The organism is Conexibacter sp. S30A1 (assembly GCF_023330665.1).
Classification (GTDB): domain Bacteria; phylum Actinomycetota; class Thermoleophilia; order Solirubrobacterales; family Solirubrobacteraceae; genus Palsa-465.
Map to the genome: position 1 here is coordinate 3,244,113 of NZ_CP097127.1, position 23,628 is coordinate 3,267,740.

The window sequence follows — 23,628 nt, forward strand, 5'->3', positions numbered from 1 at the left end:
GCGTTAGCCTCAGGACCGGTGAGCGATCTGCAGCTGCATGCCGACGTGATCGTCGTCGGTGCCGGGCTGGCCGGGTTGGTCGCCACGGCCGAGCTGGCGGCCCAGCGCCGGCGGGTGCTGCTGCTTGACCAAGAGCCTGAGGCTTCGCTCGGTGGTCAGGCGTTCTGGTCGCTCGGCGGGTTGTTTCTGGTTGACTCACCCGAGCAGCGGCGGGCTCGCATCCACGACTCGTTTGAGCTCGCGTGGTCGGATTGGCTTGCGAGTGCGCGCTTTGACAGGCCCGAGGATGAGCACCCGCGTCGCTTCGCCCGCGCCTACGTTGAGTTCGCCACCAGCGAGAAGCGCGATTGGCTGCGCTCGCTCGGCGTGCGCCTGCTGCCGAGCCCTGGCTGGGCTGAGCGCGGTGGCGGGCACGCTCTTGCCCCCGGCAACTCGGTGCCGCGGTTCCATCTGGTTTGGGGGACCGGGCCGGCGCTGGTCGAGCCGTTCGAGCGGCGCGTGCGGGAGGCGGCCGGGCGCGGGCTGGTGCAGCTTGCGTTTCGCCACCGGGTCGATGAGCTGGTCGTTGAGCGTGGCGGGGTGGTGGGTGTCGACGGGGCGCTGCTCGCGCGCTCGCTCGTCGGTCGGGGCCAGGCGAGCTCGCGCGAGCCGGTCGGCCGCTTCCAGGCGCGTGCCGGCGCGGTGCTGGTTGCAAGCGGCGGCATCGGCGGCAACCTCGAGCTGGTGCGCCGCTATTGGCCGGAGCGCCTGGGGTCGCCGCCGAGCGAGGTGCTCACCGGTGTCCCCGCGAGCACCGACGGGCGCATGCTCCAGGTGGCGGAGCGAGCCGGCGCGCACTGGATCGGGCGTGATCGCATGTGGCACTACACGGAGGGTGTGCGCAACTGGAACCCGGTGTGGGAAAACCACGGGATCAGGATCCTTCCGGGGCCCTCGGCGATGTGGTTTGACGCTGTCGGCCGCCGCCTTCCCGCGCCGCTCTTTCCCGGGTTTGACACGGTCTCGACGCTCGCGCATCTGCGCGCCAGCGGTCATGACCACAGCTGGCTCGTGCTGAACCGCAGGATCATCGCGCGGGAGTTCGCGCTCTCTGGCTCGGAGCAGAACCCCGACATCACCGGCAGGGATCTCGAGGCCACGCTGCGCTCACGGCTTTTGCCGGAGGTGCCCGGCCCGATCCAGGCCTTTCTTGACTACGGTGAGGACTTTGTGCTGGCCGGCAATCTGCGTGAGCTCGTGGACGGCATGAATTTGCTGACGGGCGAGCGGCTGATCGAGCACGACCTGATCGAGCGTGAGATCGTCGCGCGTGACCGTGAGCTGGCCAACCCGTTCGGCAAGGACCTGCAGCTGATGGCGGTCCGCTCCGCCAGGCGTTACCTGCCCGACCGTCTGAGCCGCGTCGTGGCGCCGCACCGGATCCTTGACCCGGCCGCGGGACCGCTGATCGCGGTCAGGCTGCACATCCTGACGCGCAAGACCCTGGGTGGGCTGGCCACCGACCTGGAGGCGCGCGCTCTCGGTGCCGACGGTGGGCCGATCGGTGGTCTCTGGGCGGCCGGTGAGGTCGCCGGCTTCGGTGGCGGCGGCATGCACGGCTACAGCGCACTGGAGGGCTCGTTCCTGGGGGGCTGCCTGTTCAGCGGCCTGCAGGCCGCCCGCAGCATCGCCGCGCGCCTTTGAGGACTAACGTGACCGGCAGCATGAAGATCATCTACACATATACCGACGAGGCGCCGGCGCTCGCCACCGGCTCGCTGCTTCCGATCCTTGAGACCTTCGCCGCCGCCGCTGGCGTGGAGGTCGAGACCCGAGACATCTCCCTGGCTGGGCGGATCCTCGCCCAGTTCCCTGACCGCCTCAGCGCCGAGCAGTTCACCCACGACGCGCTGACCGAGCTCGGTGAGCTCGCCAAGACCCCCGAGGCCAACATCATCAAGCTCCCCAACATCAGCGCCTCGGTGCCGCAGCTGAAGGCGGCCATCGGCGAGCTGCAGGCGCAGGGCTTCGACATCCCCGACTACCCGGACGATCCACAGATGGCGGAAGAGCAGGAGATCCGCAGCCGCTATGACCGTGTCAAGGGCAGCGCTGTGAACCCCGTTCTCAGACAGGGCAACTCCGATCGTCGTGCGCCCGCCTCGGTGAAGGCGTACGCGCGCAAGCATCCGCACACGATGGGCCCCTGGTCCTCGCAATCACGCTCGCACGTCGCGACGATGAGCGACGGCGATTTCCGCGCGACCGAGCTGTCAATGACGGTTCCTGAGGCGACCACGGCGCGCATCGAGCACGTCGCCAAGGACGGCACGGTCACGATCCTGAAGCCCGACCTCCCGCTGCAGGCCGGCGAGGTGCTGGACGGCTCGGTCATGCGCGTTGCCGAGCTGCGCGCATTCTTCACCGACCAGGTGACGGATGCTCTGGAGAGCGGCCTGCTCTACTCGGTGCATCTCAAGGCAACGATGATGAAGGTCTCGGACCCGATCATCTTCGGCCACGCCGTCACAACCTTCTTCCCGGAGCTGATCGGGACCCCGGGCTGGGATCCCGACGACGGGCTCGGCGCGCTGCCGGCCGGGACCACGGTCAACTATGAGGGCAAGCCGGCGCTTGCGATGGTCGACTCTGACCGCGGCATCACCAACCTGCACGTCCCCAGCGACGTCATCATCGACGCCTCGATGCCCGCGGCGATCCGCGCATCGGGCCAGATGTGGAACGCACAGGGCCTCCAGCAGGACACGAAGTTCGTGATCCCCGACCACGGCTACGCGGCGCTCTACGCGGAGACGATCGACGACTGCCGGCGCAACGGCGCCTTTGATCCAGCCACGATGGGCACCACCCCCAACGTCGGGCTGATGGCCCAGGCGGCGGAGGAGTACGGCTCACACGACAAAACCTTCAAGGCGCCGTCGGCCGGCACGGTGAGGATCGTCGACGCGCACGGCGCGACGCTGATCGAGCACGAGGTGCAGGCCGGCGACATCTGGCGCGCCTGCCAGGCCAAGGACGCCCCGATCCGTGATTGGGTTCGCCTTGCCGTGGGACGGGCGCGTGCGACCGGCGCGCCGGCGGTGTTCTGGCTGGATGAGACCCGTCCGCACGACCGCGAGCTGCTTGTCAAGGTGCGGGATGAGCTTTCCCGGCTTGACACCCAGGGGCTTCAGATCGAGTTCCTCCCGGTCGCCGAAGCCACCCGCTTCACGCTGGCTCGTGCTCGTGCCGGCCAGGACACGATCTCGGTCACCGGCAACATTCTGCGTGACTACCTCACGGACCTGTTTCCGATCATCGAGCTCGGGACCAGCGCGAAGATGCTCTCGATCGTGCCGCTGATGGATGGGGGCGGGATGTTCGAGACCGGCGCCGGCGGCTCGGCCCCCAAGCACGTGCAGCAGTTTGTGCGCGAAAACCACCTGCGCTGGGACTCGCTGGGCGAGTTCCTGGCGCTCGCCGTCTCACTGGAGCTGGTCGCCGACCGCGACGCGAACCCGCGCGCCAGGGTGCTGGCCCAGACCCTGGATCGTGCGACCGGCCGCGTGCTTGAGGAGCGCCGCTCGCCGTCGCGCAAGGTGGGCGAGCTTGATAACCGTGGCAGCCACTTCTATCTGGCGCTGTACTGGGCGCAGGAGCTGGCCGCGCAGGGTGACGAGCCCGAGCTGGCTGAGCGCTTCGGTCCGCTCGCCGAGCGCCTGGCGGCAGCGGAGGGACGGATCGTCGCCGAACTGGAAGCCGTCCAGGGCGCTCCGGTCGACATCGGCGGTTACTACCACCCGAACCTCGCGCTGGTGGACGCCGCGATGCGACCATCCGCGACGCTCAATACGGTGCTAGCCGACTTCCGTTAGGGCGCGCGGCTCGGCCGCGTCGGGCCGGATCAGGCGCCAGATCTGTTCCATCACTGCGCTGCGCGGCGGCAGGCGCTCCTCGCCACCGAGGTGCATCTGCCGCCGCACGACGCGGGCGAAGCTCGTGTCGATCACCAACATGGCGACGACCCGTGGGTCGAAGCCTGCGCCGAGTCGGCCGGCCTGCTGCTGGGCTCGCAGGTAGGCGCTGATCGCCTCAACCCCCTTGTGCGGGCCAAGGTCCTTGGCCTCGATATAGCGGGCGACGGCCTCCTTGAGGTCGGGGTCTGACTGGGCCGCGTGCAGGATCGGGAGCACGTCGTCAAAGAACTGCTCGAGCCGGTCTGCCGCGCGCTCGAGCACGCTCATCGGCTCGCGCGCGTCGGACTCCTCCACGCCCACCAGAAACAGCGGTCTCATGCCGCACTCGAAGATCGCCTCCAGCAAGCCGTTGCGGTCGTGGAAGTGGTAGTAGACGCTCGCGTCTGAGACGCCGGCGCGCGATGAGATCTCGCGGCTTGTCAGGTGTGCGATCCCCTGTTCGCGCAGGACCGTGAGCGCGGCGTCGAGGATCGCCTCGCGGCCGCCGGTCGGTGGCCGGCCCCTGCGCCTGGGTTGTTCGTCCGTGTCGGTCATCGCTCGCCGGACGGAGCCTAGCTGGTCGCCAGCACACTTTCTGAGCGGCAGCTCAGCGTCCGAGTGATATTCTGAGCGCGAACTCAGTTAAATGACCTAGAACTGGAGCTCGCGGATGGACCGAAAGTGGTGGACGCTGATCGCCGTCTGCACAGGCGTATTCATGCTGCTGCTCGACCTCACGATCGTGAACGTCGCCCTGCCGCAGATCGAGAAGGCCTTCAACGCCAGCCTCTCAGATCTGCAATGGGTGATCGACGCCTACGCGCTGATGCTCGCCGCGCTGCTGTTGACGGCCGGTTCGCTGGCTGACCTGTTCGGCCGCAGACGCCTGTTCGCCAGCGGGATCGTCATCTTCACGCTCGGCTCGGCGCTCTGCGGTTTCGCGCAGAGCTCGCTGTTTCTCTCGCTCGCGCGGGCGCTGCAGGGCGTCGGCGGCGCGATCATGTTCGCCACCTCACTGGCGCTGATCGCGCAGGCCTTCGAGCCGCGCGACCGGGGCGTGGCGTTCGCCGCCTTCGGAGCGGTCACCGGCGTGGCGGTCGCGATCGGACCGGTGCTGGGCGGTGCGATCACAAGCGGCCTCTCCTGGCGCTGGATCTTCTTCGTCAACGTGCCGATCGGCGTCATCGCGCTGGCCGTCACGCTGCGGCGTGTCGAGGAGTCGCGGCTGCCGGGGGCGCCGCGGCCCGACATCTTCGGCTTTTTGACCTTCAGCCTCGCTCTGGCGGGGCTGGTTTACGGGCTGATCCGCAGCCAGAGCGAAGGCTGGGGCGGCTTCGAGGTGATCGGCTCGCTGGCGGCTGCCGCGGTCCTGCTGGTCGCCTTCGTCATCATCGAGCGCCGCATCAAGGGGCCGATGTTCGACATGAGCCTGCTGCGCGTACCGACCTTCAACGGTGGCCTGGCCGCCGCATGGGCCGTCTCGGCGTCGATCTTCTCGCTGCTCACCTACCTGATCATCTACTTCCAGGACCTTCTGGGCTTCTCGGCGATCGGCGCCGGGTTGCGCTTTCTGCCGCTCAGCGGTTGCATCTTCCTGGTGGCCGGTGTGGCAGGCAGGCTCACGACCAAGGTGCCGATCAGCTTCCTCATCGGCGGCGGCTTCGCGCTGGTCACCGTCGGCCTGCTGCTGATGCACGGCGTCACCCCCGGCGGCAGCTGGACGCACTTCCTGCCCGGCTTCATCGTCGCGGGCGTGGGTACGGGCCTGATCAACGTGCCACTGGCCTCCACCGCGGTGGGCGTCGTGCCGGCGCAGCGCGCAGGCATGGCTTCGGGCATCAACTCCACCCTGCGGCAGGTCGGTATCGCCACCGGCGTGGCGCTGTTGGGCACGATCCTGATCAGCAAGATCAGATCCGACGTCATCGCAAAGCTGTCGCTGACGCCGCTGCACGCTCAGGCGCACACGATTGCGACCGCGCTGAGCGCCGGTGGCTTCAGCCAGGCGCTGGCCCAGGCCCCGCACCGCTATCAGGGGCTGGTCCTCTCGGTTGCCCGCAGCAGCTACGGCGACGGGCTCAACACGATCCTGCTGATCGGCGCGGGGATCGCGCTCTTCGGCATGGTCATGGCGCTTTTGACGATCCGCCAGCGCGACTTCCACCAGGTGCCCGCGCAGGTCGCAGAGGTAGCCGCTGCTGCCTGAGCAGCTCAGCCCCGGGCGCGGCGTGGATCGGCGGTCTGCCAGGCAAACGCGGGTGCCGTTTGCGCCGGCGCGGGCGCCCCTCCGTGGCCAGTCTCACTGATAGATGGGTCGCGATCGTGGCATCGACAAGGGGCCAGAGTCCCTACTTGTATCGGTGGAAATCCGTGCCCTCACCGCTGGTCGGAGGCGGTAGGTTGAGAGGCATGACCAAGATCACCGCAGTCCACGGCCGCCAGATCTTCGACAGTCGCGGCAACCCAACCGTAGAGGTGGACGTGACCACGGCGTCCGGAGCGATCGGGCGTGCCGCCGTCCCTTCCGGTGCGTCGACCGGCACGCGTGAGGCGGTCGAGCTGCGCGATGGCGGCAAGGCCTACGATGGCAAGGGGGTCACGCGTGCGCTGGAGCATGTCAGCGGCGAGATCGCCACCGCCGTGCGGGGGCTCGATGTCGAGGACCAGGCTCAGCTCGACCGCGTGATGATCGAGCTTGACGGTACGCCGAACAAGGCCAGGCTGGGCGCCAATGCGATCCTTGGCGTGTCCATGGCGGTGGCCCGAGCAGCCGCCGCCGAGCAGGGGCAGCCGCTCTGGCGCTACCTCGGCGACGAGCGCACAGACCTGCTGCCGGTGCCGATGTTCAACGTGCTCAACGGCGGCATGCACGCCGACAACCCCGTGGACTTTCAGGAGTTCATGATCGTGCCGTACGGAGCCGCCTCGTTCGCAGATGCGATGCGCATGGCGACCGAGACCTATCATCGGCTGAAGGCCATTCTGCACGAACGCGGCCTGTCCACCGGTGTAGGTGACGAGGGCGGCTTTGCGCCGGCGCTCACATCCAACGAGGCGCCGCTGGAGCTGCTGGTGGCGGCGATCAAAGCGGCTGGGTATCACCCGGGTGAGCAGATCGGGATCGGCGTCGATCTTGCCAGCAGCGAGTTCTTCGCGAACGGCGCCTACGAGCTGAAAGGCGAGGGCCGGACACTCGGCTCGGAGCAGATGATCGACTACTGGGAGCCCCTGCTTGACCGCTATCCGATCGTGATGCTCGAGGACCCGATGGCCGAAGAGGACTGGGATGGCTTCCGGCTGTTCACCGAGCGGATGGGCGCACGGGTGCAGCTCGTCGGCGATGACATCTTCGTTACCAACCCTGAGATCCTGAAGCGCGGCATCAAGGCTGGGATCGCCAACTCGGTGCTGATCAAGCTCAATCAGATCGGCACGATCACCGAGACGCTCGAGACGATCGCGATCGCCCGCGCCGCCGGCTATCGGGCTGTGGTGTCGCACCGGTCCGGTGAGACCGAGGACCCGTTCATCGCCGATTTCGTGGTCGCCACCGGTGTGGGCCAGATCAAGACCGGGGCGCCTGCGCGTTCCGAGCGCGTCGCCAAGCACAACCAGTTGCTGCGCATCGAGGGAGAGCTCGGATCGCGTGCCCGCTTCGCGGGTCGCGCGTAATTCCGCGCCCCCGCGCGCCCCCGCGCGCCCTGAAGCGCGCCTGCAGGGCACGCGGGGGCACCTGTGATACGTTTGTCGCGTCAGATGGAGTCCTGACGCGAGTGCCGGGCGCCGACAGGCGCAGGACACCCCGAACCGCCCAGGCTTGGAACAAGGGTTGATGGCTCCTTTCGCAGTGATCCGCATGTCACTTGACGCGAAAGGAGTAGGTAGCCGCGGTGCCGACGCTTCCCGACTGGGCGCTTCAGGTCCTCCAGGTGCTCGTCATCCTGGTGATGGCGCCGCTTGTCACGGGGATCATCGCCCGGGCTGAGGCGATCATCCAGCAGCGCCGCGGGCCGCGGATCCTGCAGCCCTACTACGACATCCTCAAGCTGCTGCAGAAGGAGACCGTGCTGCCGGAGCCGGCCGGGCCGGTGTTCCGCGCCGCCCCGTATGTGAGCTTTGCGGCGTATGCGACCGTGCCGCTGCTGATCCCGGTGCTCACGACCTTCCCGCTGCCGCTCGGTTACATGGCCGACTTCTTCGGCGTGGGCATGATCCTCGCGTTGGCCAGCTGGGTTGTTTCGATCGCCGCGGTGGACAGCGGCAGCCCCTACGCGCAGCTCGGCTCGAGCCGCCTGCGTTCCTTCGGCGCGTTCAACGAGCCGACCGTGATCTTCGTGACCTTCGTGCTGGCGCTCACGACGCACACCGACCTGCCCTACGCCTTCGGGGCGACGATCCGCTCGGCGACGGTCCAGGTCTTCAGGCCCAGTCACCTGCTGATGCTCGCGGCCTTCTTCATGCTGGTGCTGAACGAGACCGGGCGCATCCCGGTTGAGAACCACGGTGGCACGCTCGAGTTCGGCCAGATCGACGAGGGCCGGGTGGCAGAGCACTCCGGGCCCGGGCTCGCATTCCTGCGCTGGGGCGCGAGCGTCAAGCAGCTTCTGCTGTTCACGATCCTGATGAACGTGCTGGTCGTCCCCTGGGGCATGGCCGCCACCGGCAACCTCGGCTCGGTGCTGATCGCGATCGGCCTGCTGTTCTGTAAGGCGCTCGCGGTCGGGGCGGTGGTGGTGGTGATCGAGTCGAGCTTCGCCAAGCTGCGGCTCTACAAGATCCCCGAGTTCACGGTCGCGAGCTTCCTGCTCGCGGTGCTGGCGGTCCTGGTCTTCCTCTTCGAGCCCGCCTACGGCGATCTGAAGCTGACCGTGTTCGGGGCGGGCGCGACGATCACCGCCGTGATCGTGCTGCTGCTCGAGTTCGGGCTGCTGCGCTCGCAGGATGTCTGGGAGCAGCTGCGGCTCTACGCGCTCGGCTCGGTGGTGGTCGCGGCGCTCGCTTTCATAACCGCCGCCACCGGGCACGGCGAGGGCTCGCTGTATGCGCTGGGCGCGGTCACGATCGGCCTGAAGGCGCTGCTCTTCCCGCTCGGGATCCGCTACATCCTGCGGCGTCTGGACGCCGAGCCGCGCGTGAGCTCCATGATCGGGGTGCCCTCAGCGATCCTGCTGGCGATCCTCCTGTGCTGCTTTGCGTTCATCGCGCTGGCGCCCGTGCATCTGGGGGCCGAGGCAGCGCTACCGCTATCGGCGCTGCCGATCGCGGTGGGCGGCGTGCTGGTGGCGTTTTTGTTGATGGTGCTGCGCCCGCATGCGCCCTCGCAACTGCTCGGCTTCCTCGCGCTCGAGAACGCCGCCACCGTTGCCAGCATCGTGATCGCGCCGGGGCTTCCGATCATCCTCGCGCTGCTCTTGCTCTTCGACGTGCTCGTCGGTGTGCTCGTGTTTGTGGTGCTGGTGCAGTACCTCGCCATCGAGCGCAGCGCGATCCGCACCGACGCCCTGGACAGGCTGACCGGATGAGCTGGGCGCTCTACACGATCCTCGCCGTGCCGCTCGCCGCGACCCTGGCGAGCCTGCTTCCCGACTGGCGCCTGGCTCGGGCGGTGACGGTGATCGCGGGCCTCTTCGCGCTCGGCGTCGCGATCGCGATCGCGATCAGGGTGAGCCACGGCCGCGTGTTTGACACCGCCGCCGGCTGGCTGCGGGTCGATTCGCTGGGCGCCGTGTTCCTGCTGGCCACCGCTTTCGTATATGCGATGGCGGCGGTGTTCTCGGTCGGCTACATCGGCGTGGAGCGCGCAGGCGCCGGCTTTGGCTGGTTTGCCAGACGCTACTTCTCGCTGCTGAACCTGTTCGGCGCGGTGATGCTGCTGGTGCCGCTGGCGTCTGACTTTGGCGTGCTGTGGGTGGCGGTCGAGCTGACCACGATCGTCTCCGCGCTGCTGGTCGCGATCGACCGCACCGACGGGGCGCTCGAGGCCGCCTGGAAGTACGTGCTGATCGCCTCGAGCGGTCTGGGCATCGCGCTGCTGGCCGTGATCGTCATCTATGCGACCGGCACCCAGGCGCTCGGTAGCGCCTACATCCCGCGCTTCACCCGCCTGATCGCCCACGCACACACGCTGAGCCCCGACGCTGTGAAGCTCGCGTTCGTGCTGGCGGTCGTCGGCTTCGGCACCAAGGTCGGCTTCGTGCCGATGCACACCTGGCTGCCCGACGCGCACAGCGAGGCACCCGCGCCCGCCTCGGCGATGCTGTCAGGCTCGCTGCTGGCGGCGGCGCTATACGCGATCCTGCGTTTCTTTCAGGTTGCCGTCGCCAACGGTGACCGCGCGTTCGCCCAACACGTGCTGATCGTCTTCGGCGCGATCTCGCTGATCGCAGCGAGCTTCTTCGTGCTGCGCCAGGGCAACTTCAAGCGGCTGCTCGCCTACTCATCGATCGAGCACATGGGCATCATCGCGCTCGGGATCGGCTTCGGCGTGCCGCTCGCGGTCGCGGGCGCGCTATTGCACGTGATCACCCACGCCTCCACCAAGGCGCTCGCCTTCCTGGGCACCGGCTCGCTGCTGCGCGGCTACGGCACCAAGGAGGTTGAGCACGTGCGTGACGCGGGCCGGCGCATGCCGTGGACGGGGCCGATGTTCATGGCCGGGACGCTCGCGCTCTGCGGGCTGCCGCTCTCCGGCGTGTTTCGCAGCGAGTTTGAGATCGTCACAGGCGGGTTTCAGGCCGCCCAGTACGTCGGTGTCACGCTGCTGGTGGTGTTCGTGAACGTCGCCTTCTTCGGCGTGATCTGGCACAGCTCGAGCATGGTCATCGGCCGCGACCCGGCTGCGGCGTCCGCGCAGCCTGGCGGCGGGCCGGCGGGCGCTTTGCCCGTTGCGGGCGGCCCGCTGGCCGCCCGCGAACGCAGCGCGTGGATGGTCGCCGGCATGCTCGGCTGCCTGGTGGTGGTCGTCGGGCTCGGCGTGCACCTGCCCGGCGACCTGGTGGCGCTGCTCGATAGCGCCCGCCACCGACTGGAGGTACCGGGCGCATGAGTGCCACCGGCATCGAGCAGCTGCCCGAGTGGCTGCGCGCCGGGCTCGAGCCGGGCGGCGCAGGCGAGCACAGGCTGGCCGTGGACGCCGGCCAGTTCGCCGCTGCGGTGGACGAGCTGCGCGCCGCGCAGGCGCGCTTCATCACGCTGTTTACGGCGCAGACGCCACGGCCGGCGCTGAGCGCCGTCTTTGCGCTGCAAGGCGAGCTTCTGCTGTTGCAGGCGCCGCTTGAGGCCGGAGGCGTCCCGGGGCTCGGAGAGCTCGCCGACCGCTGGCCGGCGATCGCCTGGGCCGAGCGTGAGCTGCTCGAGCGCGAGCCGCACAGCGGCGGCGAGCATCCCCTGACAGGACAGCGCCTGACCGCGCCGGACCCCGACCTGATCGAGCACGAGGTGGCCGGCCTGGATGTCTTTGCGATCCCCTACGGCCCGGTCCGCTCGGGTGTCTTTGAGGCGATCCAGTTTTTGATCGAGACCGGCGGCGAGGACGTCATGCGCGTGCACACCCGCCCGTTCTTCAAGCACCGCGGCATGGAGGCGCGCTTCGCGGGCCTCGCCCCCGATGTGGGGGTGCACGTGGCCGAGCGGGTGGCGGGGATCGCAAGCGTCGCCTACGCGTGTGCGTTCTCCCATGCCGTCGAGCGCGCCCTGGGTGTCGAGCCGCCACGCCAGGCGCAGCGCTGGCGGGCGATCCACTGCGAGCTGGAGCGCATGGCCTGCCACCTGGACGTGATCGCCAAGGAGGCCGAGACCACTGCGCTGTATGTCGGCCAGGCACGCTTTCAGATCCTCAAGGAGAGCGTGCAGCGGCTGCGCGTGCGGCTGTCCGGCAGCCGCTTTGGCCGCGGTGTGGTCGTGCCCGGCGGGGTGCGCGGCGAAGCCGGGCTCAGCACGGGGGAGTTGATCAACGCGATTGATGCGATCGAGCGCGAGCTTCAGCGCGACCGCCGGCTGTTTTTGAAGACCAGCTCGATGACCGACCGGCTGATCGGCACCGGTCGGCTGGAGCGCCGACTGGTCGAGCGCCACTGCGCCGTCGGTCCGCTGGCGCGCGGGTCCGGGCTCTCCACCGACGCCCGGCACGAGCGCCCCTACGACGACTACCGGCGGCTCGGTCTGCGGGTCGTGACGATGCGCGAGGGGGACGCGATGGCGCGCATCAACGTCCGCTTCGGCGAGCTGTTTGAGTCGCTGCGGCTGATCCGCCAACTCGCCGGGCATCTCGGGCGGGGAGCGCGAGATCTCTCGGTGCCGCTGCCCAAGCGGGGCAGCGGCACCGCCTGCGGCTGGGCCGAGGCGCCACAGGGCGAGCTGCTCTTCTGGGTCGAGCTGCACGAGGGCCTCGTCCACCGTGTGCACATCGCCTCGCCGTCGCTGCGCAACTGGGCGCTCTTTGATCACGCCTTCCCCAGGGACGTGCTGACCGACTTCGTCTTTATCGAGCACAGCTTCGGGCTTACGCCGGCGGGGGCCGATCGCTGATGCTCGAGTGGATCTATCGGGGCCTTGGCAAGCGCAGGATCACCACCCGGTATCCGCGGGTCCCCGAGCCCGCCCCCGAAGGCTTTCACGGCAGGATCGATGTTGTAAGCGGCGAGCCGGTCCCGCCCGCGCTCGCCGAGCTGTGCCCGACCGGCGCGATCGCCGTTGACAACGCCGGGAGCGTGTCGCTTGACCGTGGCCGCTGCATCCTCTGCGGCGAGTGCGTCCGCGCGCTGCCTCAAGTGTTCGCGTTCGCCTCCGTGTATGAGAGCGCCGCAGGCTCCCGGCAGGCGCTGCTCACCGGTCCCGGCGCTGACCAGGCCTCTGCCGAGCCGGGCCGCGGAGCGCTCGCAGACCAGGCCGCGATGCTGCGCCGCTCGATCCATGTGCGCCACATCGACTGCGGCTCCGACGGGGCCGAGGAGTGGGAGATCACCGCGCTGTGGAACCCCTACTACGACATCCAGCGCCTCGGCTTCTTTCTCACCAACTCCCCCAGACACGCCGACGTGCTGCTTGTGACCGGGCCGGTCACCGACCCGATGCGCGCGCCGCTAGAGCGCACCTGGGAGGTGATGCCGCAGCCCAAAGCACTGGTGGCGGTCGGCACCGACGCCTGTGGCGGCGGGCTACACGACTGGGGTGGGGTTGACCGGATCCTGCCGGTTGACGTGTACGTGCCGGGCTCCCCGCCCGCGCCGATCGCGATCATGCACGGCCTGCTGTTGGCGGCCGGGATCCTGACGGCGGGACAGGTGATGGCGTGAGCGCGTTGTACCGGGTCGCGATGGGCACGCTCGCGCTGGCGGTGCTGCTGGCGTGGTTCGGTCCGCCTCGCTGGCGCGAGCGCCTCGGAGCACTGTCCTCCGCCGTCGGGTGCGTGCTGCTCGTGATCGTCGGCCTGGCGGCGGCGCTTGGTGGTGCGGCGCCGGTCGTTGACCTCGGCTCCTGGCTCGCCTTCGGGCACAGCGCCCTGCGCGCCGACGGCCTTTCAGGAATCTTCCTGGCGCTCACCGGGGTCACCGGCGCCGCGGTCTCGCTCGCCTACACGGAGCTGCCCGCCGGGCGCTGGCTGACCACGCTCGCCAGCGCGCTGGTGCTCTTCATCGCGGTCGCGATCGGCGCTGACAACGGCTTTCTGTTCTTCCTGGCCTGGGAGGCGATCACACTCTGCGTGTACCTGATCGCAAGCGCCGGTGAGACCCGCGAGGACTTCATCGGTGGCTACCTCACCGGCGGACTTGCGAAGCTCGGCGGCGCCGCGCTGCTCATCGCCTTCGCGCTGCTCTACGCGCACACGCACAGCTTCTCGATCGAGGTCTGGCGCCACGCCCACCTCTCGGCGGGAACGCGGGATGTGCTCTTTGCGCTGTTTCTGATCTGCTTTGCGACCAAGGTCGGGATGCTGCCGTTGCAGGGTGGGCTGCCCGCCGGCTACAGCGCCGCGCCGAGGCTCGGCGCCGCGTCGCTGTCGGTCGCGCTGTGCGCCGGCTTCTACGGCATCTGGCGCTTTGAGTTCGACGTGCTCGGCCCGTTGCCGACCGCCTGCGGCGACGCGCTTTTGATCCTGGGTGCGCTCACCGCGGTCAGCGGGATCGCCTACGCGCTGGCCCAGGATGACCTGCGTCGGTTCTTGGGCTACTCGACCGTCGAGCACGCGGGCATCGCGCTGATCGGCTTTGCGGTGGCGCTGCTCGGGCTGGCCGCCCACGACCGCACGCTGGCGGCCGCCGGCCTGTTGGCGAGCACGCTGCACGTCTGCGCGCACAACCTCGCCAAGACGCTGGCGCTGATCAGCATCGACCGTGTGGCCCTGGCGAGCGGTGAGCGCACTCTGGACCCGCTCGGCGGGCTGTCGCGCCGCATGCCGTTCAGCGCCGTGTCGCTGGGGCTGGCGACACTGACCCTGGCGGCGATCCCGCCGCTCGGCGGGTTCGTCAGTGAGTGGTTCACCTTCCAGGCGCTGCTGCAGGCCTTCCGGATGCCGACGTTGCTCTCCAGGCTGCTGTGTGCGCTCGCCGCCGCGACGCTCGCGCTGACCGCCGGGCTCGGTCTGCTCGCCTTCGCGAAGTACTACAGCTTCATCTTCCTGGGGCGCGCGCGCGAACGGCTCTCGCACCTGCGCGAGCCCTCGCGCTGGCCGCTCGGCGCCGGCGCGCTCGCGGTCGTCGTCCTGTTCCTCGGCACCGTGGCGCCGTGGGAGATCCACGCGATCGGGTCGGGCCTGGCGCCCGAGCTTGGTTTCAACCTCGCGAGCACCACGATCAGCCACCCGCTGGTGCTGACCCCGGTGTTCAAAGGCTTTGCGGTGCTCGACCCGACCTGGCTCAGCCTGGTGCTGCCGCTCTACGCGGTGCTCGCGGCGCTGATCGCACTTGGCGGCGACCGTCGCCGGCGCGTGCGCCGCGCGCCGGTGTGGGTCACCGGCAGCGGCGCCCGGCTGCCCGCGGTTCAGTACCGGCCTTCGGCCTACTCAAACCCGATGCGCGTGATCCTGCGCGGCCCGCTCGGCTTCCACACCCGCGTGCGCACCGCGGGCGAGGATGAGGCGGTCGAGCCCTACGTGCGTGAGGCCCGCGTCGTGTTCGCGGTCGACCGCTTCCTCTACCGGCCCGCGACGAACCTGGCTCTGCGCGTGGCTGCGCGCGTGCGCGCCACCCAGTCCGGGCGTCTGTCCGCCTACCTTCTCTACATGCTCGTCGCGCTCTTGGCTGCCCTGTCCCTGATCCCCATACTGCACTGATGTTTCAACGAATCCTGCTTGCCTGGGACGGCTCAGAGGTCGCGCTGCGCGCCTTTGACGCCGCCATCGATCTCACCCGCCGCTACGACGCCGAGCTGGTCGCCGTCTCGGTCGCCTACTCGCCCGCGCACGCGGAGACCGCCGCCGATCGCGCGGAGACAGCGCAGGCCGCGCACCGCTACCTCACCGGGTCCTTTGAGGAGGTTGCCGACCGCGCGCACCGCGCCGGCGTGCAGGTCAGCCACCAGATCATCGAGGGCGATGATCCCGCACAGGCTCTGCTTGCGCACTGTCACACGCACGGCTTTGACCTGATCGTCGCCGGTCACCATCGCGCGGGCCGCGCGGGCCGGCTGCTGCTCAAGGGCGTGGTGCCCGCGCTGATCGAGAACGGCGCGCCGGTCCTGGTGGTCGGTGACTACGAGTACGGCGGCTCACGGGGCGCATGAGCGGCCTGGACAGGCGGGAGCTTTCGGCGATCTTCGCCGGGGGCGCGATCGGCGCGCTCGTGCGCGTGTGGCTCAGCCAGCGCTTCACGCAGGGCGATACCTCCTGGCCGTGGACGATCTTTGCGATCAACGTCAGCGGCTCGTTCTTGCTCGCGTACCTGGCGACCCGCCTGCAGGAGCGTCTGCCGCAGTCCACATACCGCCGCCCGGCGCTCGGCACCGGCTTCTGTGGCGCCTACACCACGTTCTCAACCATGCAGGTGGAGATCGTCAAGATGGCCGTGGCGGGCGACTGGGGGCTGGCTTGTGGCTATGGGTTTGCAAGCCTCAGCGCGGGCCTTGTGGCTATCTGGCTGGCGTCTGCGATCGTCAGAAGGGCCAGGCTCGCATGAGCTGGTGGCTGTGGCTTGCGGTGGCGGCGATCGGCGGGGCAGGGGCGGTGGTCAGGTTCGTGACCGACGCGGTGATCTCCGGGCGCTTCGGGCGTGACTTTCCGCTGGGGACGCTCGCGATCAATTTGAGCGGCGCGCTCGTGCTCGGCTTCCTGTCGGGGGTGGGGGCGGTCGGCGAACTCGACCTGCTGGCGGGCACGGCGCTCATCGGCTCCTACACGACGTTCTCAACCTGGATGCTCGAGAGCTACCGGCTGGCCGAGGACGCGGAGCCATGGCCGGCCGTGGTCAACGCGGTGGCCAGTCTGCTGCTCGGGTTCGCCGCGGCGCTGCTCGGACGTGCGATCGGACGCTCGATATGAACGAGGACTGCCTGAAGTTGACCACCTACTTCGGTGAGCGTGACCGCACCGAGGCGGGCCGGCTGCTCGCCGACGAGCTGATGGACATCTACGGTGCCCACCGGCTGGCCGCAAGCGTCCTGCTGCGCGGCGCCGAGGGGTTCGGGCGTCTTCACCACCTGCACACCGACCGTCAGCTCACCTCCTCGGAGGATCTGCCGGTCGTCTCGGTCGCCGTCGATGAGCGCGCGCGGATCGAGCAGGTGCTCGGAACGGTGCTCGCGGTCAAGCGCCGTGGGCTGGTCACGCTTGAGCGCGCGCGGCTCACTTCGGGTGAGATCGGCCGCGTTGAGCTGCCGGAGGAGCTCGGCGAGGCGACCAAGCTGACCGTGTATGTGGGCAGGGGGGAGCGGGTCGGTGGCGCCCCGGCGCATCTGGCGATCTGTGAGCTGCTGCAGCGCCGGGGAGTTGCGGGCGCAAGCGTGCTGCTCGGCGTCGACGGCACCCGCGGCGGTCTGCGCGCCCGCGCCAAGTTCTTTGCACGCAACGCCGATGTGCCGATGATGGTCATCGCGGTCGGTGCAGGCGAGCGCATCGCGGCCGTGCTGCCCGAGATCGGGGGCCTGCTCGAGCAGCCGCTTTTGACGCTCGAGCGCGTGCGCATCTGCAAACGCGACGGCGAGCTGCTCGCCACGCCGCGCGAGCTGCCCGGCGCAGACGAGCACGGCCTCGCGCTCTGGCAGAAGCTGATGATCTACAGCTCCCACAACGCCACCGGCGCACACGGACGTCCGCTTCACCTGGAGATCATTCACCGGCTGATGCACGACAGCGAGGCAGCCGGCGCGACCGTCCTGCGCGGCATCTGGGGCTTTCACGGCGAGCACGCCGCGCACGGTGACCGCTTCTTTCAGGTCCGCCGTCACGTCCCGGTCACCACGATCGTGATCGACCGACCCGAGCGGATCGCCCGCTCCTTTCAGATCATCGACGAGATCACCTCGGAGCACGGCCTGGTCACCAGCGAGCTGGTCCCCGCTGCCCAGGCGATGAGCGAGCAGGAGACGCGCGGCGGATTACGGCTGGCGCGCCACCGGCTCTGAGGCGAGCGTGGCGGCGGCCGCCGCCCGCCCCGGACGCCGTCCTGGCGCCTTCGGCGCTCACGCCGATCAGATGACCGTCACGCTCCACTCGCCGAGCTGCCGCAGGCGCGCGGCGGCGGATGCTCCACGACGCCACCCCAGGCCGTGGCGGGGCAGCACGATCAGGTCCGGGCGGACGCGCCCAGCGATCTGGGCGACGGCGCTCACGGCCGGTTCCTCAGCCACCTCGAAGCTGACGCGGGGACCGTCTCCGATCAGCGCCTGCGCCCGTGCCAGCCGTTCGGAGGCGATCTCGTCAAGGTGCTGATTCCACAGCGCCGCGCCCTGCCGGCAGTGCCCACAACCCACGTCGCCGCGCTCGCGGCGCACCAGCTCAACCACGGTCAGCTGCGTGTCCCGGGCGAGCGCGGCGTCCGCGGCCCAGCGCAGGGCAGCACGGCCGCCGCGCGAAAGGTCGCACACGGCGAGCACGCCCTTTTCGGTGTGCTCTGAGGAGCTGGCCGCGGCTCGTCCTTCAGTCTCCGGTGTGATCTGCATGCAGGGATACATTGTGCTGCAGTTCGCAGGCCTGAAGGAAGTTCTGCCGCAGCTCGCTGCGCGTCGCGCTTGACGGCGGCAGCAGCGAGCCCGGCCAGCACCGTGACGCCCGCCTGCTCAAGCACGCGCAACCGGGCGTATGCCGAGCATCTCGGCGTGACCTGCATCGGAGTGGGGGCTGGGCAGCCGGTGTGCGCTCCGCTACCGCTGCGGGGTACCGAGCGACCGCGCGCCCGAGCCGGGGAGCCTGATCCGCTCGGCCAGCTTGTCGGCCGCGTCCTTGATCCTGCGCGACGCGTCGTTCAGGCGCTTGCCGCGGGCGGATGTGTCGCCTGGGGGCGGTTCCTGCACCTGGTCGTCAGCCTCATCGGCGCCATGTGTGGTCATGTGTTCCTCCTGTGGGTTTTGTTGTGAATGGTGATCTTTCCCATCGCGCCCGTCTGGTCGGTCTGGGCGTCGGTGTAGCCGGGCTCGAGCCCGAGCAGCGTGGTCAGCAAAAGCAGCGGGGTCCCCGCCGCCCACGCCTGCGGTCGCGACGCGGTCGGGAACCTGACGGGGACGGAGGCGAGCGCCAGCGGAAAGCCGGCGAAGACCTCGGGCAGCCGGTTCTCGAAGTAGGGCGCGGCGGCCAGCACCGTGGCTGCGATCGTGGCCGCGGCCTCCGTGTGGCCGTAGCGTGCAAGCCCCGCGGCGATCAGCGAGTTGTCATGTGGCCAGACGGTTCCGGTGTGGTAGCCGAGTGGGTTGTAACCGGCCTCACCCGAGCCCAGCGTGCGCACGCCCCAGCCCGAGTAGAGCTCTGAGTCAAGCAACCGCCCGGCCACGGCCGCCGCCTGGCCGGTGTCGAGGATTCCCGACCAGAGCAGGTGGCCGATGTTCGAGCTCAAGGAGTCCACCTGGCGCTTGTGGCCGTCGAGCGCGAGCGCGGGAAAGCCCCGCTCCGGCATCCAGAAGTCGTGTGCGAAGCGTGCCTGCAGCTCCTTTGACTGGCGCTCGAGGCGCTCGGCGAGCTGCGGGTCCTTCCAGACCTCGCGCGCGAGCCGGGCGCTGCGGCGCCGCGCGTCGTAGACGTAGCCCTGGATCTCGCAGGTGGCGATCGGCCCGGTGGCCATCGTGCCGTCCGCGAACTGGATCGAGTCCCAGCTGTCCTTCCAGCACTGGTTGACGAGACCCGTGGTGGGGTTGCGCGACGCGTACTCCACGTAGCCGTCGCCATCCAGATCGCCGCTGCGCTCGATCCACTCAAGCGCCCCAAGGGCGTTGGGCTCCAGCTCGCGCACCAGCGTGTCATCCCCGGTCCAGCGGTGGTACTCGTCCAGCAGCACCAGGAACAGCGGGGTGGCGTCGGCGCTCCCGAAGTAGGGGGAGTGTGGCCGCTCGCCGCGGGCGGTGAGCTCGCCGAAGCGGAGCTCGTGCAGGATCTTGCCGGGCTCCTGGTCGTGGAAGTCGTCGCGCACGGTCCCCTGGCGGGCGGCCAGCACACGCAGCGTCGTCGCGGCGAGCCCCGGCAGGTACGGCAGCGCCTGGAAGCTCGTGATCAGGCTGTCGCGCCCGAAGAGCGCCATGAACCACGGCAGCCCGGCGGCGGGCATCGTCGCCCCGGCGCCGATGTCGGGGTGCAGTCGCAGCGCCGCCAGGTCGGTGAGGCTCGCCCGGTACGTGCGGGCCAGCTCCGGGTCCTCGGCTTCCAGGGCCGGCACACCGGAGAGCCAGCTGTCAAGCTCGGCCGACTTGGTCTCAAGCAGGCGCGTGAGCGTCGCGCGCGGCCGGCGCCTTGGAAAGGTGGCTCCGGGCTGCGCGCCCGACGGTGAGACCGTGAAGCTCGTGGACCAGCGCTCACCCGGTTTCATCGTCAGATCGAACGCGAAGCCCGTGCGGGTGATCGCCGCCGGGCGGGTGCTCGAGCTGACCGTCACCGAGCGGCTGAAGCCGTCGCGCTCATAGGCGAGGGTCAGCGCCGAGTCCGTGTGCGTGAAGTCGATCCCGCGGGTCGCGATCGCCCCGTCCTTGACCTCGAAGAGGTCGGCGAAGTCGGTGTCCACGGCGAGCGTGAGATGCAGAACACTGGTCTGGTGGCGGTGGTTGGTCAGCACGATCTCCTCGATCCAAACGTGGTCGACGAGGCGGTGACGCACGAGCGAGCACGGCGCCTGCTGATCGGGTCGGACCCGCGGGGTCAGGAAGAACTGGGCGTCAAAGTGTGCGCTCTGATCGAGGCTCAACAGCTCAAGGGGGGTATCGCCCACGCTCAGCACCCAGCGCGAGATGAAGCGTGTGTCATCCGAGTAGAAGCCGTGCTCGGAGCCGTCGTCGGCACGCACGTCGCCGAGTCGGTCACCGATCACGAACGTGCTCCCGTCGAGCACGCTGAGCGGTTGATCAGACACCTGCTGCTCCCGACGAGCCGCTGCGCAGCGCTGCGGTCCGGTAGGTGCGTTCGTAGGCCGCGGCCACCACAGCGACGTCGCAGTTGCGACTGACCCAGGCTCGGCAATCCCGGCCGGCGATGCGCTCGAGCTTTCCAATCGCCTCGGCCATACCGCGCTCGTCGTCCACCAGGTAGCCCGTCAGTCCGTCCACGATGACGTCCGGCGCGGCGCCCTCACGGAAGGCGATCACCGGTGTCCCGCAGGCGAGCGCCTCGATCATGACCATGCCGAACGGTTCGTCCCAGCGGATCGGCATCAGCAGCCCGCGCGCGTGGCCGAACAGCGATCGCTTGGCGGCGCCGGTGACCTCGCCGACGAACCGCACGCGCTTGCCGTCGATGTGGGGCGCGACCTCGCGCTCGAAGAAGGCCTGCTGTCCGGGTTGGATCACGCCTGCGAGGATCAGCGGCACGTCCACCGCACGCGCCGCCGCAATGGCTCGCTGTGGACCCTTCTCGGGGGTCATCCGCCCGATCCACAGCACGTAGTCGCCCTTGCGCTCCTCAAGCGGCCAGATCGAGAGGTCGATCGGGTTGGGGATCGGCTCGATCGTGCCCAGGGTGGCCGGCGCGGAGACCAGCTGCGCGCGGCTGATCCCAACCAGGCCAGCCTTGTGGCCGTGACGTGCGTAGAAGGCGGCGGTATCCGCGGTGAACGGCCCGTGCAGCGTGTGCACGAGCGGCGTGGCGATGCGGTTTGCCATCGCCAGCCCGGTGAAGCCGCAGTGGTCGTGGATCACGTCAAAGCGCTCGGCGCCACTGGCGCTGCCGATCCTGTCAAACGCCTGGGCGACATGGTCGACCTCATAGAGTGAGCGCTCGATCTCATCGGGATGGGAGCGCTTCAGGAGTGTCACCACGTGGGCGCTTGACACCGAGCCGGGGGCGCAGAACAGGGTCACGTCGTGACCGCCGCGGACGAGCTCCTCGGTGAGGGTGCTGACAACCGACTCGACGCCCCCGTACCCGGGGGCCGGCACCGAGATCCACGGCGGTGCGAGCATCGCGATGCGCAGTGGCGCTGCTGATGCGTGCGCTCGCGATGCGTCCGGCCGCGTGCGCGTGGGCGAGGGCTTGCGCATGTGCACGGAGCCGGTGTGGCCAGCCGACCGGCCGCCGGGTCTCACCGCGCGCACCGCTCTGGCGGCATCCATTCAAGCTCCCGTCTGCCTCTCAGGCAGGTCGCTCGCGAGGTAGAGAGGTCGAAAGGACCAGGAGAGCGCTGGACTTCACTTCTCTGGCGACGCGAAGAACCACGTTGAGCATACCAGTCGTATCCATAAATCCGACCGCTGTGGTCGGGATAGAAGCGTGCGCCATCCCCGCGCTGCGCGCGTCTGCGATCCGGCGGGCTGCTGCTAAGATGCTTGCTGGCAAGCAAATAAATACCGGCGCTCGCGTAGTGGGAGCGATCGGGTTGAAGGGGCGGCATGACACGGATCGCGGAAGCAGAGCAGCAGGTGCAGGCCGATGTGGCCCAGCGCCTGCGCAGGGTGGTGGGCCACCTGACGCGGCTTCTGCGCCCGGTGGACGCGACCCTCGCCGCCGATCTCACGCCCACCCGCACGGCGGTCCTGCTCAACACGGTGCGCAACGGCCGGGCGCGGCTTGCCGACGTGGCTGAGCAGGAGGGCCTCAATCCGACGCTGCTCTCGCGCACGCTCGCGACCCTGGCGGAGGACGGCCTGGTCGAGCGCTTCCCCGATCCCGATGACCGGCGCGTCGCCTGGGTTGCGCCGACGCCCGCCGGCCGCCGCCTCGCCCAGCGCATCCGCGCGCAGCGCACGGCCGCCCTGCACGATGCGCTCGCCGGTCTGAGCGACGCTGAGCGCCACCGGATCGAGGCCGCCCTGCCCGCGCTCGAGCGCCTCGTCGAGCACTTCACCCAGGAGTCCGCATGAGCCCGCTGCGGCGCATCTCCACCAGGACCTTCTCGGCGCTCGAGGTCCCCAACTACCGCCTCTACGTCTACGGGCAGGGGATATCGCTGACCGGTACCTGGATGCAGATGGCGGCCCAGTCGTGGCTGGTGATTCAGCTGACCCACTCGGCCACCATGCTCGGCATCATCGTCGCGTTGCAGACCCTGCCGGTGCTTTTGCTCGCGCCCTACGGCGGGCTGATCGCCGACCGCGTCGACAAGCGCAAGGCCACCATCGTCGCCCAGGCGCTGATGGGTCTCCAGGCGCTGACGCTCGGGATCCTCACGATCACCGGCAACGTGCACGTCTGGGAGATCGGCGTGCTGGCCGTGGTGCTCGGCATCAACAACGCCTTTGAGGGTCCCGCGCGCCAGTCCTTCATGCTCGAGCTCGTTGGTGGCGAGCACCTCCGTAACGCTGTCAGCCTCAACTCGACGATGGTCAACATGGCGCGTCTGGTCGGGCCGGCGATCGGCGGGCTGATGATCGCCGCCGTCGGCACCGGCTGGTGCTTCATCTTCAACGCCGTCAGCTTCATCGCCGTGATCAGCTCGCTGATGCGAATGGACAAGAGCCAGCTCGACCCGGTGCCCCCGACCCCGCGCACGAAGGGTCAGGTGCGCGAGGGGATCCGTTACGTCCGCGGCGTGCCGCGCCTGGTGATCCCGCTGATGATGATGGGGATCGTTGGCTGCTTCACCTACGAGTTTCAGGTCTCGCTGCCGTATCTGGCCCAGCACGGCCTGCACGCGGGCCCCGCGGCCTACGGCTTCATGACCGCCGCGATGGGCGCCGGCGCCGCGGTTTGGGGCCTCGTGGTGGCGACCAAGGGCAAGACCGGGATCCGCACGCTCGTGCTCTCCTGCATCGCCTTCGGCACGATGATGACCTTTGCCACGCTCGCACCGACGCTCGCCTTCGAACTCGTCGCGCTGGCCCTTGTCGGCGCCGCCAGCATCTCCTTCATGTCGCAGGCCAACGCCACGATTCAGCTCTCAGCCGCGCCCGAAATGCGCGGCCGTGTGATGGCGCTCTGGTTCATCGCCCTGCAGGGCTCGACCCCGATCGGCGGACCGATCGTCGGCCTGGTGATGAGCCAGTACGGCGCCCGCGCCGGCCTCGCGCTCGGCGCGCTCACCTGCTTCATCGTCGCCGCCGGCGGCGCCATGGCGCTGCGCGTGGTGCGCGCCCGCCGCGCCGCCGAGCCACTCGTGGCCGCCTGACCCCCGGGGCGCCTCGCCGCTGCTTCGGC

At 69.4% G+C, this 23,628-nt stretch carries 20 protein-coding genes; 15 read left to right on the forward strand and 5 right to left on the reverse strand.

What is annotated here, in order from left to right:
* The first annotated feature begins 27 nt into the window (after positions 1-27).
* Complete coding sequence (locus M3M54_RS15525) at positions 28-1,683, forward strand: FAD-binding dehydrogenase (RefSeq protein ID WP_371878686.1); 1,656 nt, start codon at positions 28-30, stop codon at positions 1,681-1,683.
* Between the two features lie 20 nt (positions 1,684-1,703).
* Entirely contained in the window at positions 1,704-3,854 is a 2,151-nt protein-coding gene (locus M3M54_RS15530; RefSeq protein WP_249019930.1) for an NADP-dependent isocitrate dehydrogenase, read from the forward strand.
* Here M3M54_RS15530 and M3M54_RS15535 read toward each other — a convergent pair.
* Entirely contained in the window at positions 3,837-4,490 is a 654-nt protein-coding gene (locus M3M54_RS15535; protein ID WP_249019931.1) for a TetR/AcrR family transcriptional regulator, read from the reverse strand. The two genes, M3M54_RS15530 and M3M54_RS15535, sit on opposite strands and share 18 nt — an antisense overlap.
* A gap of 115 nt (positions 4,491-4,605) precedes the next feature.
* Between M3M54_RS15535 and M3M54_RS15540 the strand changes: the two genes are divergently transcribed.
* The 11 genes from M3M54_RS15540 (at position 4,606) to M3M54_RS15590 (ending at position 17,489) form a co-directional block, all read left to right on the forward strand.
* On the forward strand, positions 4,606-6,141 hold the full coding sequence (locus M3M54_RS15540; protein ID WP_249019932.1) for an MFS transporter: 1,536 nt from the start codon (positions 4,606-4,608) through the stop codon (positions 6,139-6,141).
* A 203-nt stretch (positions 6,142-6,344) separates the two neighbouring features.
* Positions 6,345-7,607 (forward strand): phosphopyruvate hydratase, encoded by a 1,263-nt coding sequence (gene eno / locus M3M54_RS15545; RefSeq protein WP_249019933.1) that lies wholly within the window; start codon positions 6,345-6,347, stop codon positions 7,605-7,607.
* Positions 7,608-7,825: 218 nt separating this feature from the next.
* Positions 7,826-9,457: an NADH-quinone oxidoreductase subunit H gene (locus M3M54_RS15550; RefSeq protein WP_249019934.1), complete on the forward strand. Its 1,632-nt coding sequence runs from the start codon at positions 7,826-7,828 to the stop codon at positions 9,455-9,457.
* A complete protein-coding gene (locus M3M54_RS15555) occupies positions 9,454-10,980 on the forward strand; it encodes a proton-conducting transporter membrane subunit (RefSeq protein ID WP_249019935.1) in 1,527 nt (508 codons plus the stop codon). Before M3M54_RS15550 ends, M3M54_RS15555 begins: the two co-directional genes overlap by 4 nt.
* Positions 10,977-12,461: a hypothetical protein gene (locus M3M54_RS15560; RefSeq protein WP_249019936.1), complete on the forward strand. Its 1,485-nt coding sequence runs from the start codon at positions 10,977-10,979 to the stop codon at positions 12,459-12,461. Before M3M54_RS15555 ends, M3M54_RS15560 begins: the two co-directional genes overlap by 4 nt.
* Entirely contained in the window at positions 12,461-13,228 is a 768-nt protein-coding gene (locus M3M54_RS15565; RefSeq protein WP_249019937.1) for a hypothetical protein, read from the forward strand. Before M3M54_RS15560 ends, M3M54_RS15565 begins: the two co-directional genes overlap by 1 nt.
* Entirely contained in the window at positions 13,225-15,204 is a 1,980-nt protein-coding gene (locus M3M54_RS15570) for a proton-conducting transporter membrane subunit (RefSeq protein WP_249019938.1), read from the forward strand. Before M3M54_RS15565 ends, M3M54_RS15570 begins: the two co-directional genes overlap by 4 nt.
* Positions 15,204-15,653 carry a universal stress protein gene (locus tag M3M54_RS15575; protein WP_249019939.1) on the forward strand — a complete coding sequence of 150 codons (450 nt, stop codon included), beginning with the start codon at positions 15,204-15,206 and terminating at the stop codon, positions 15,651-15,653. Before M3M54_RS15570 ends, M3M54_RS15575 begins: the two co-directional genes overlap by 1 nt.
* Positions 15,650-16,045: a fluoride efflux transporter CrcB gene (gene crcB / locus M3M54_RS15580; protein WP_249019940.1), complete on the forward strand. Its 396-nt coding sequence runs from the start codon at positions 15,650-15,652 to the stop codon at positions 16,043-16,045. The genes M3M54_RS15575 and crcB (M3M54_RS15580) overlap by 4 nt, the downstream gene beginning before the upstream one ends.
* Positions 16,042-16,407, forward strand: a complete 366-nt coding sequence (gene crcB, locus M3M54_RS15585) for a fluoride efflux transporter CrcB (protein ID WP_249019941.1) — start codon at positions 16,042-16,044, stop codon at positions 16,405-16,407. Before crcB (M3M54_RS15580) ends, crcB (M3M54_RS15585) begins: the two co-directional genes overlap by 4 nt.
* A complete protein-coding gene (locus M3M54_RS15590) occupies positions 16,404-17,489 on the forward strand; it encodes a DUF190 domain-containing protein (protein WP_249019942.1) in 1,086 nt (361 codons plus the stop codon). Before crcB (M3M54_RS15585) ends, M3M54_RS15590 begins: the two co-directional genes overlap by 4 nt.
* A 66-nt stretch (positions 17,490-17,555) precedes the next feature.
* Here M3M54_RS15590 and M3M54_RS15595 read toward each other — a convergent pair whose 3' ends face one another.
* The 4 genes from M3M54_RS15595 to M3M54_RS15610 form a co-directional block, all read right to left on the reverse strand.
* Positions 17,556-18,026, reverse strand: coding sequence for a universal stress protein (locus M3M54_RS15595; RefSeq protein WP_249019943.1), 471 nt, complete (start codon positions 18,024-18,026; stop codon positions 17,556-17,558).
* Positions 18,027-18,227: 201 nt separating this feature from the next.
* Complete coding sequence (locus tag M3M54_RS15600) at positions 18,228-18,413, reverse strand: hypothetical protein (protein WP_249019944.1); 186 nt, start codon at positions 18,411-18,413, stop codon at positions 18,228-18,230.
* On the reverse strand, positions 18,410-20,413 hold the full coding sequence (locus M3M54_RS15605; RefSeq protein ID WP_249019945.1) for a glycogen debranching N-terminal domain-containing protein: 2,004 nt from the start codon (positions 20,411-20,413) through the stop codon (positions 18,410-18,412). The genes M3M54_RS15600 and M3M54_RS15605 overlap by 4 nt, the downstream gene beginning before the upstream one ends.
* Positions 20,406-21,608, reverse strand: a complete 1,203-nt coding sequence (locus M3M54_RS15610; RefSeq protein ID WP_249019946.1) for a glycosyltransferase family 4 protein — start codon at positions 21,606-21,608, stop codon at positions 20,406-20,408. Before M3M54_RS15610 ends, M3M54_RS15605 begins: the two co-directional genes overlap by 8 nt.
* A 276-nt stretch (positions 21,609-21,884) precedes the next feature.
* Here M3M54_RS15610 and M3M54_RS15615 point away from each other — a divergent pair, with 276 nt between their 5' ends.
* Both M3M54_RS15615 and M3M54_RS15620 read left to right on the forward strand, forming a co-directional pair.
* Positions 21,885-22,355: a MarR family winged helix-turn-helix transcriptional regulator gene (locus tag M3M54_RS15615; protein WP_249019947.1), complete on the forward strand. Its 471-nt coding sequence runs from the start codon at positions 21,885-21,887 to the stop codon at positions 22,353-22,355.
* Positions 22,352-23,599 (forward strand): MFS transporter, encoded by a 1,248-nt coding sequence (locus M3M54_RS15620; RefSeq protein WP_249019948.1) that lies wholly within the window; start codon positions 22,352-22,354, stop codon positions 23,597-23,599. Before M3M54_RS15615 ends, M3M54_RS15620 begins: the two co-directional genes overlap by 4 nt.
* The last annotated feature ends 29 nt before the right edge of the window (positions 23,600-23,628 follow it).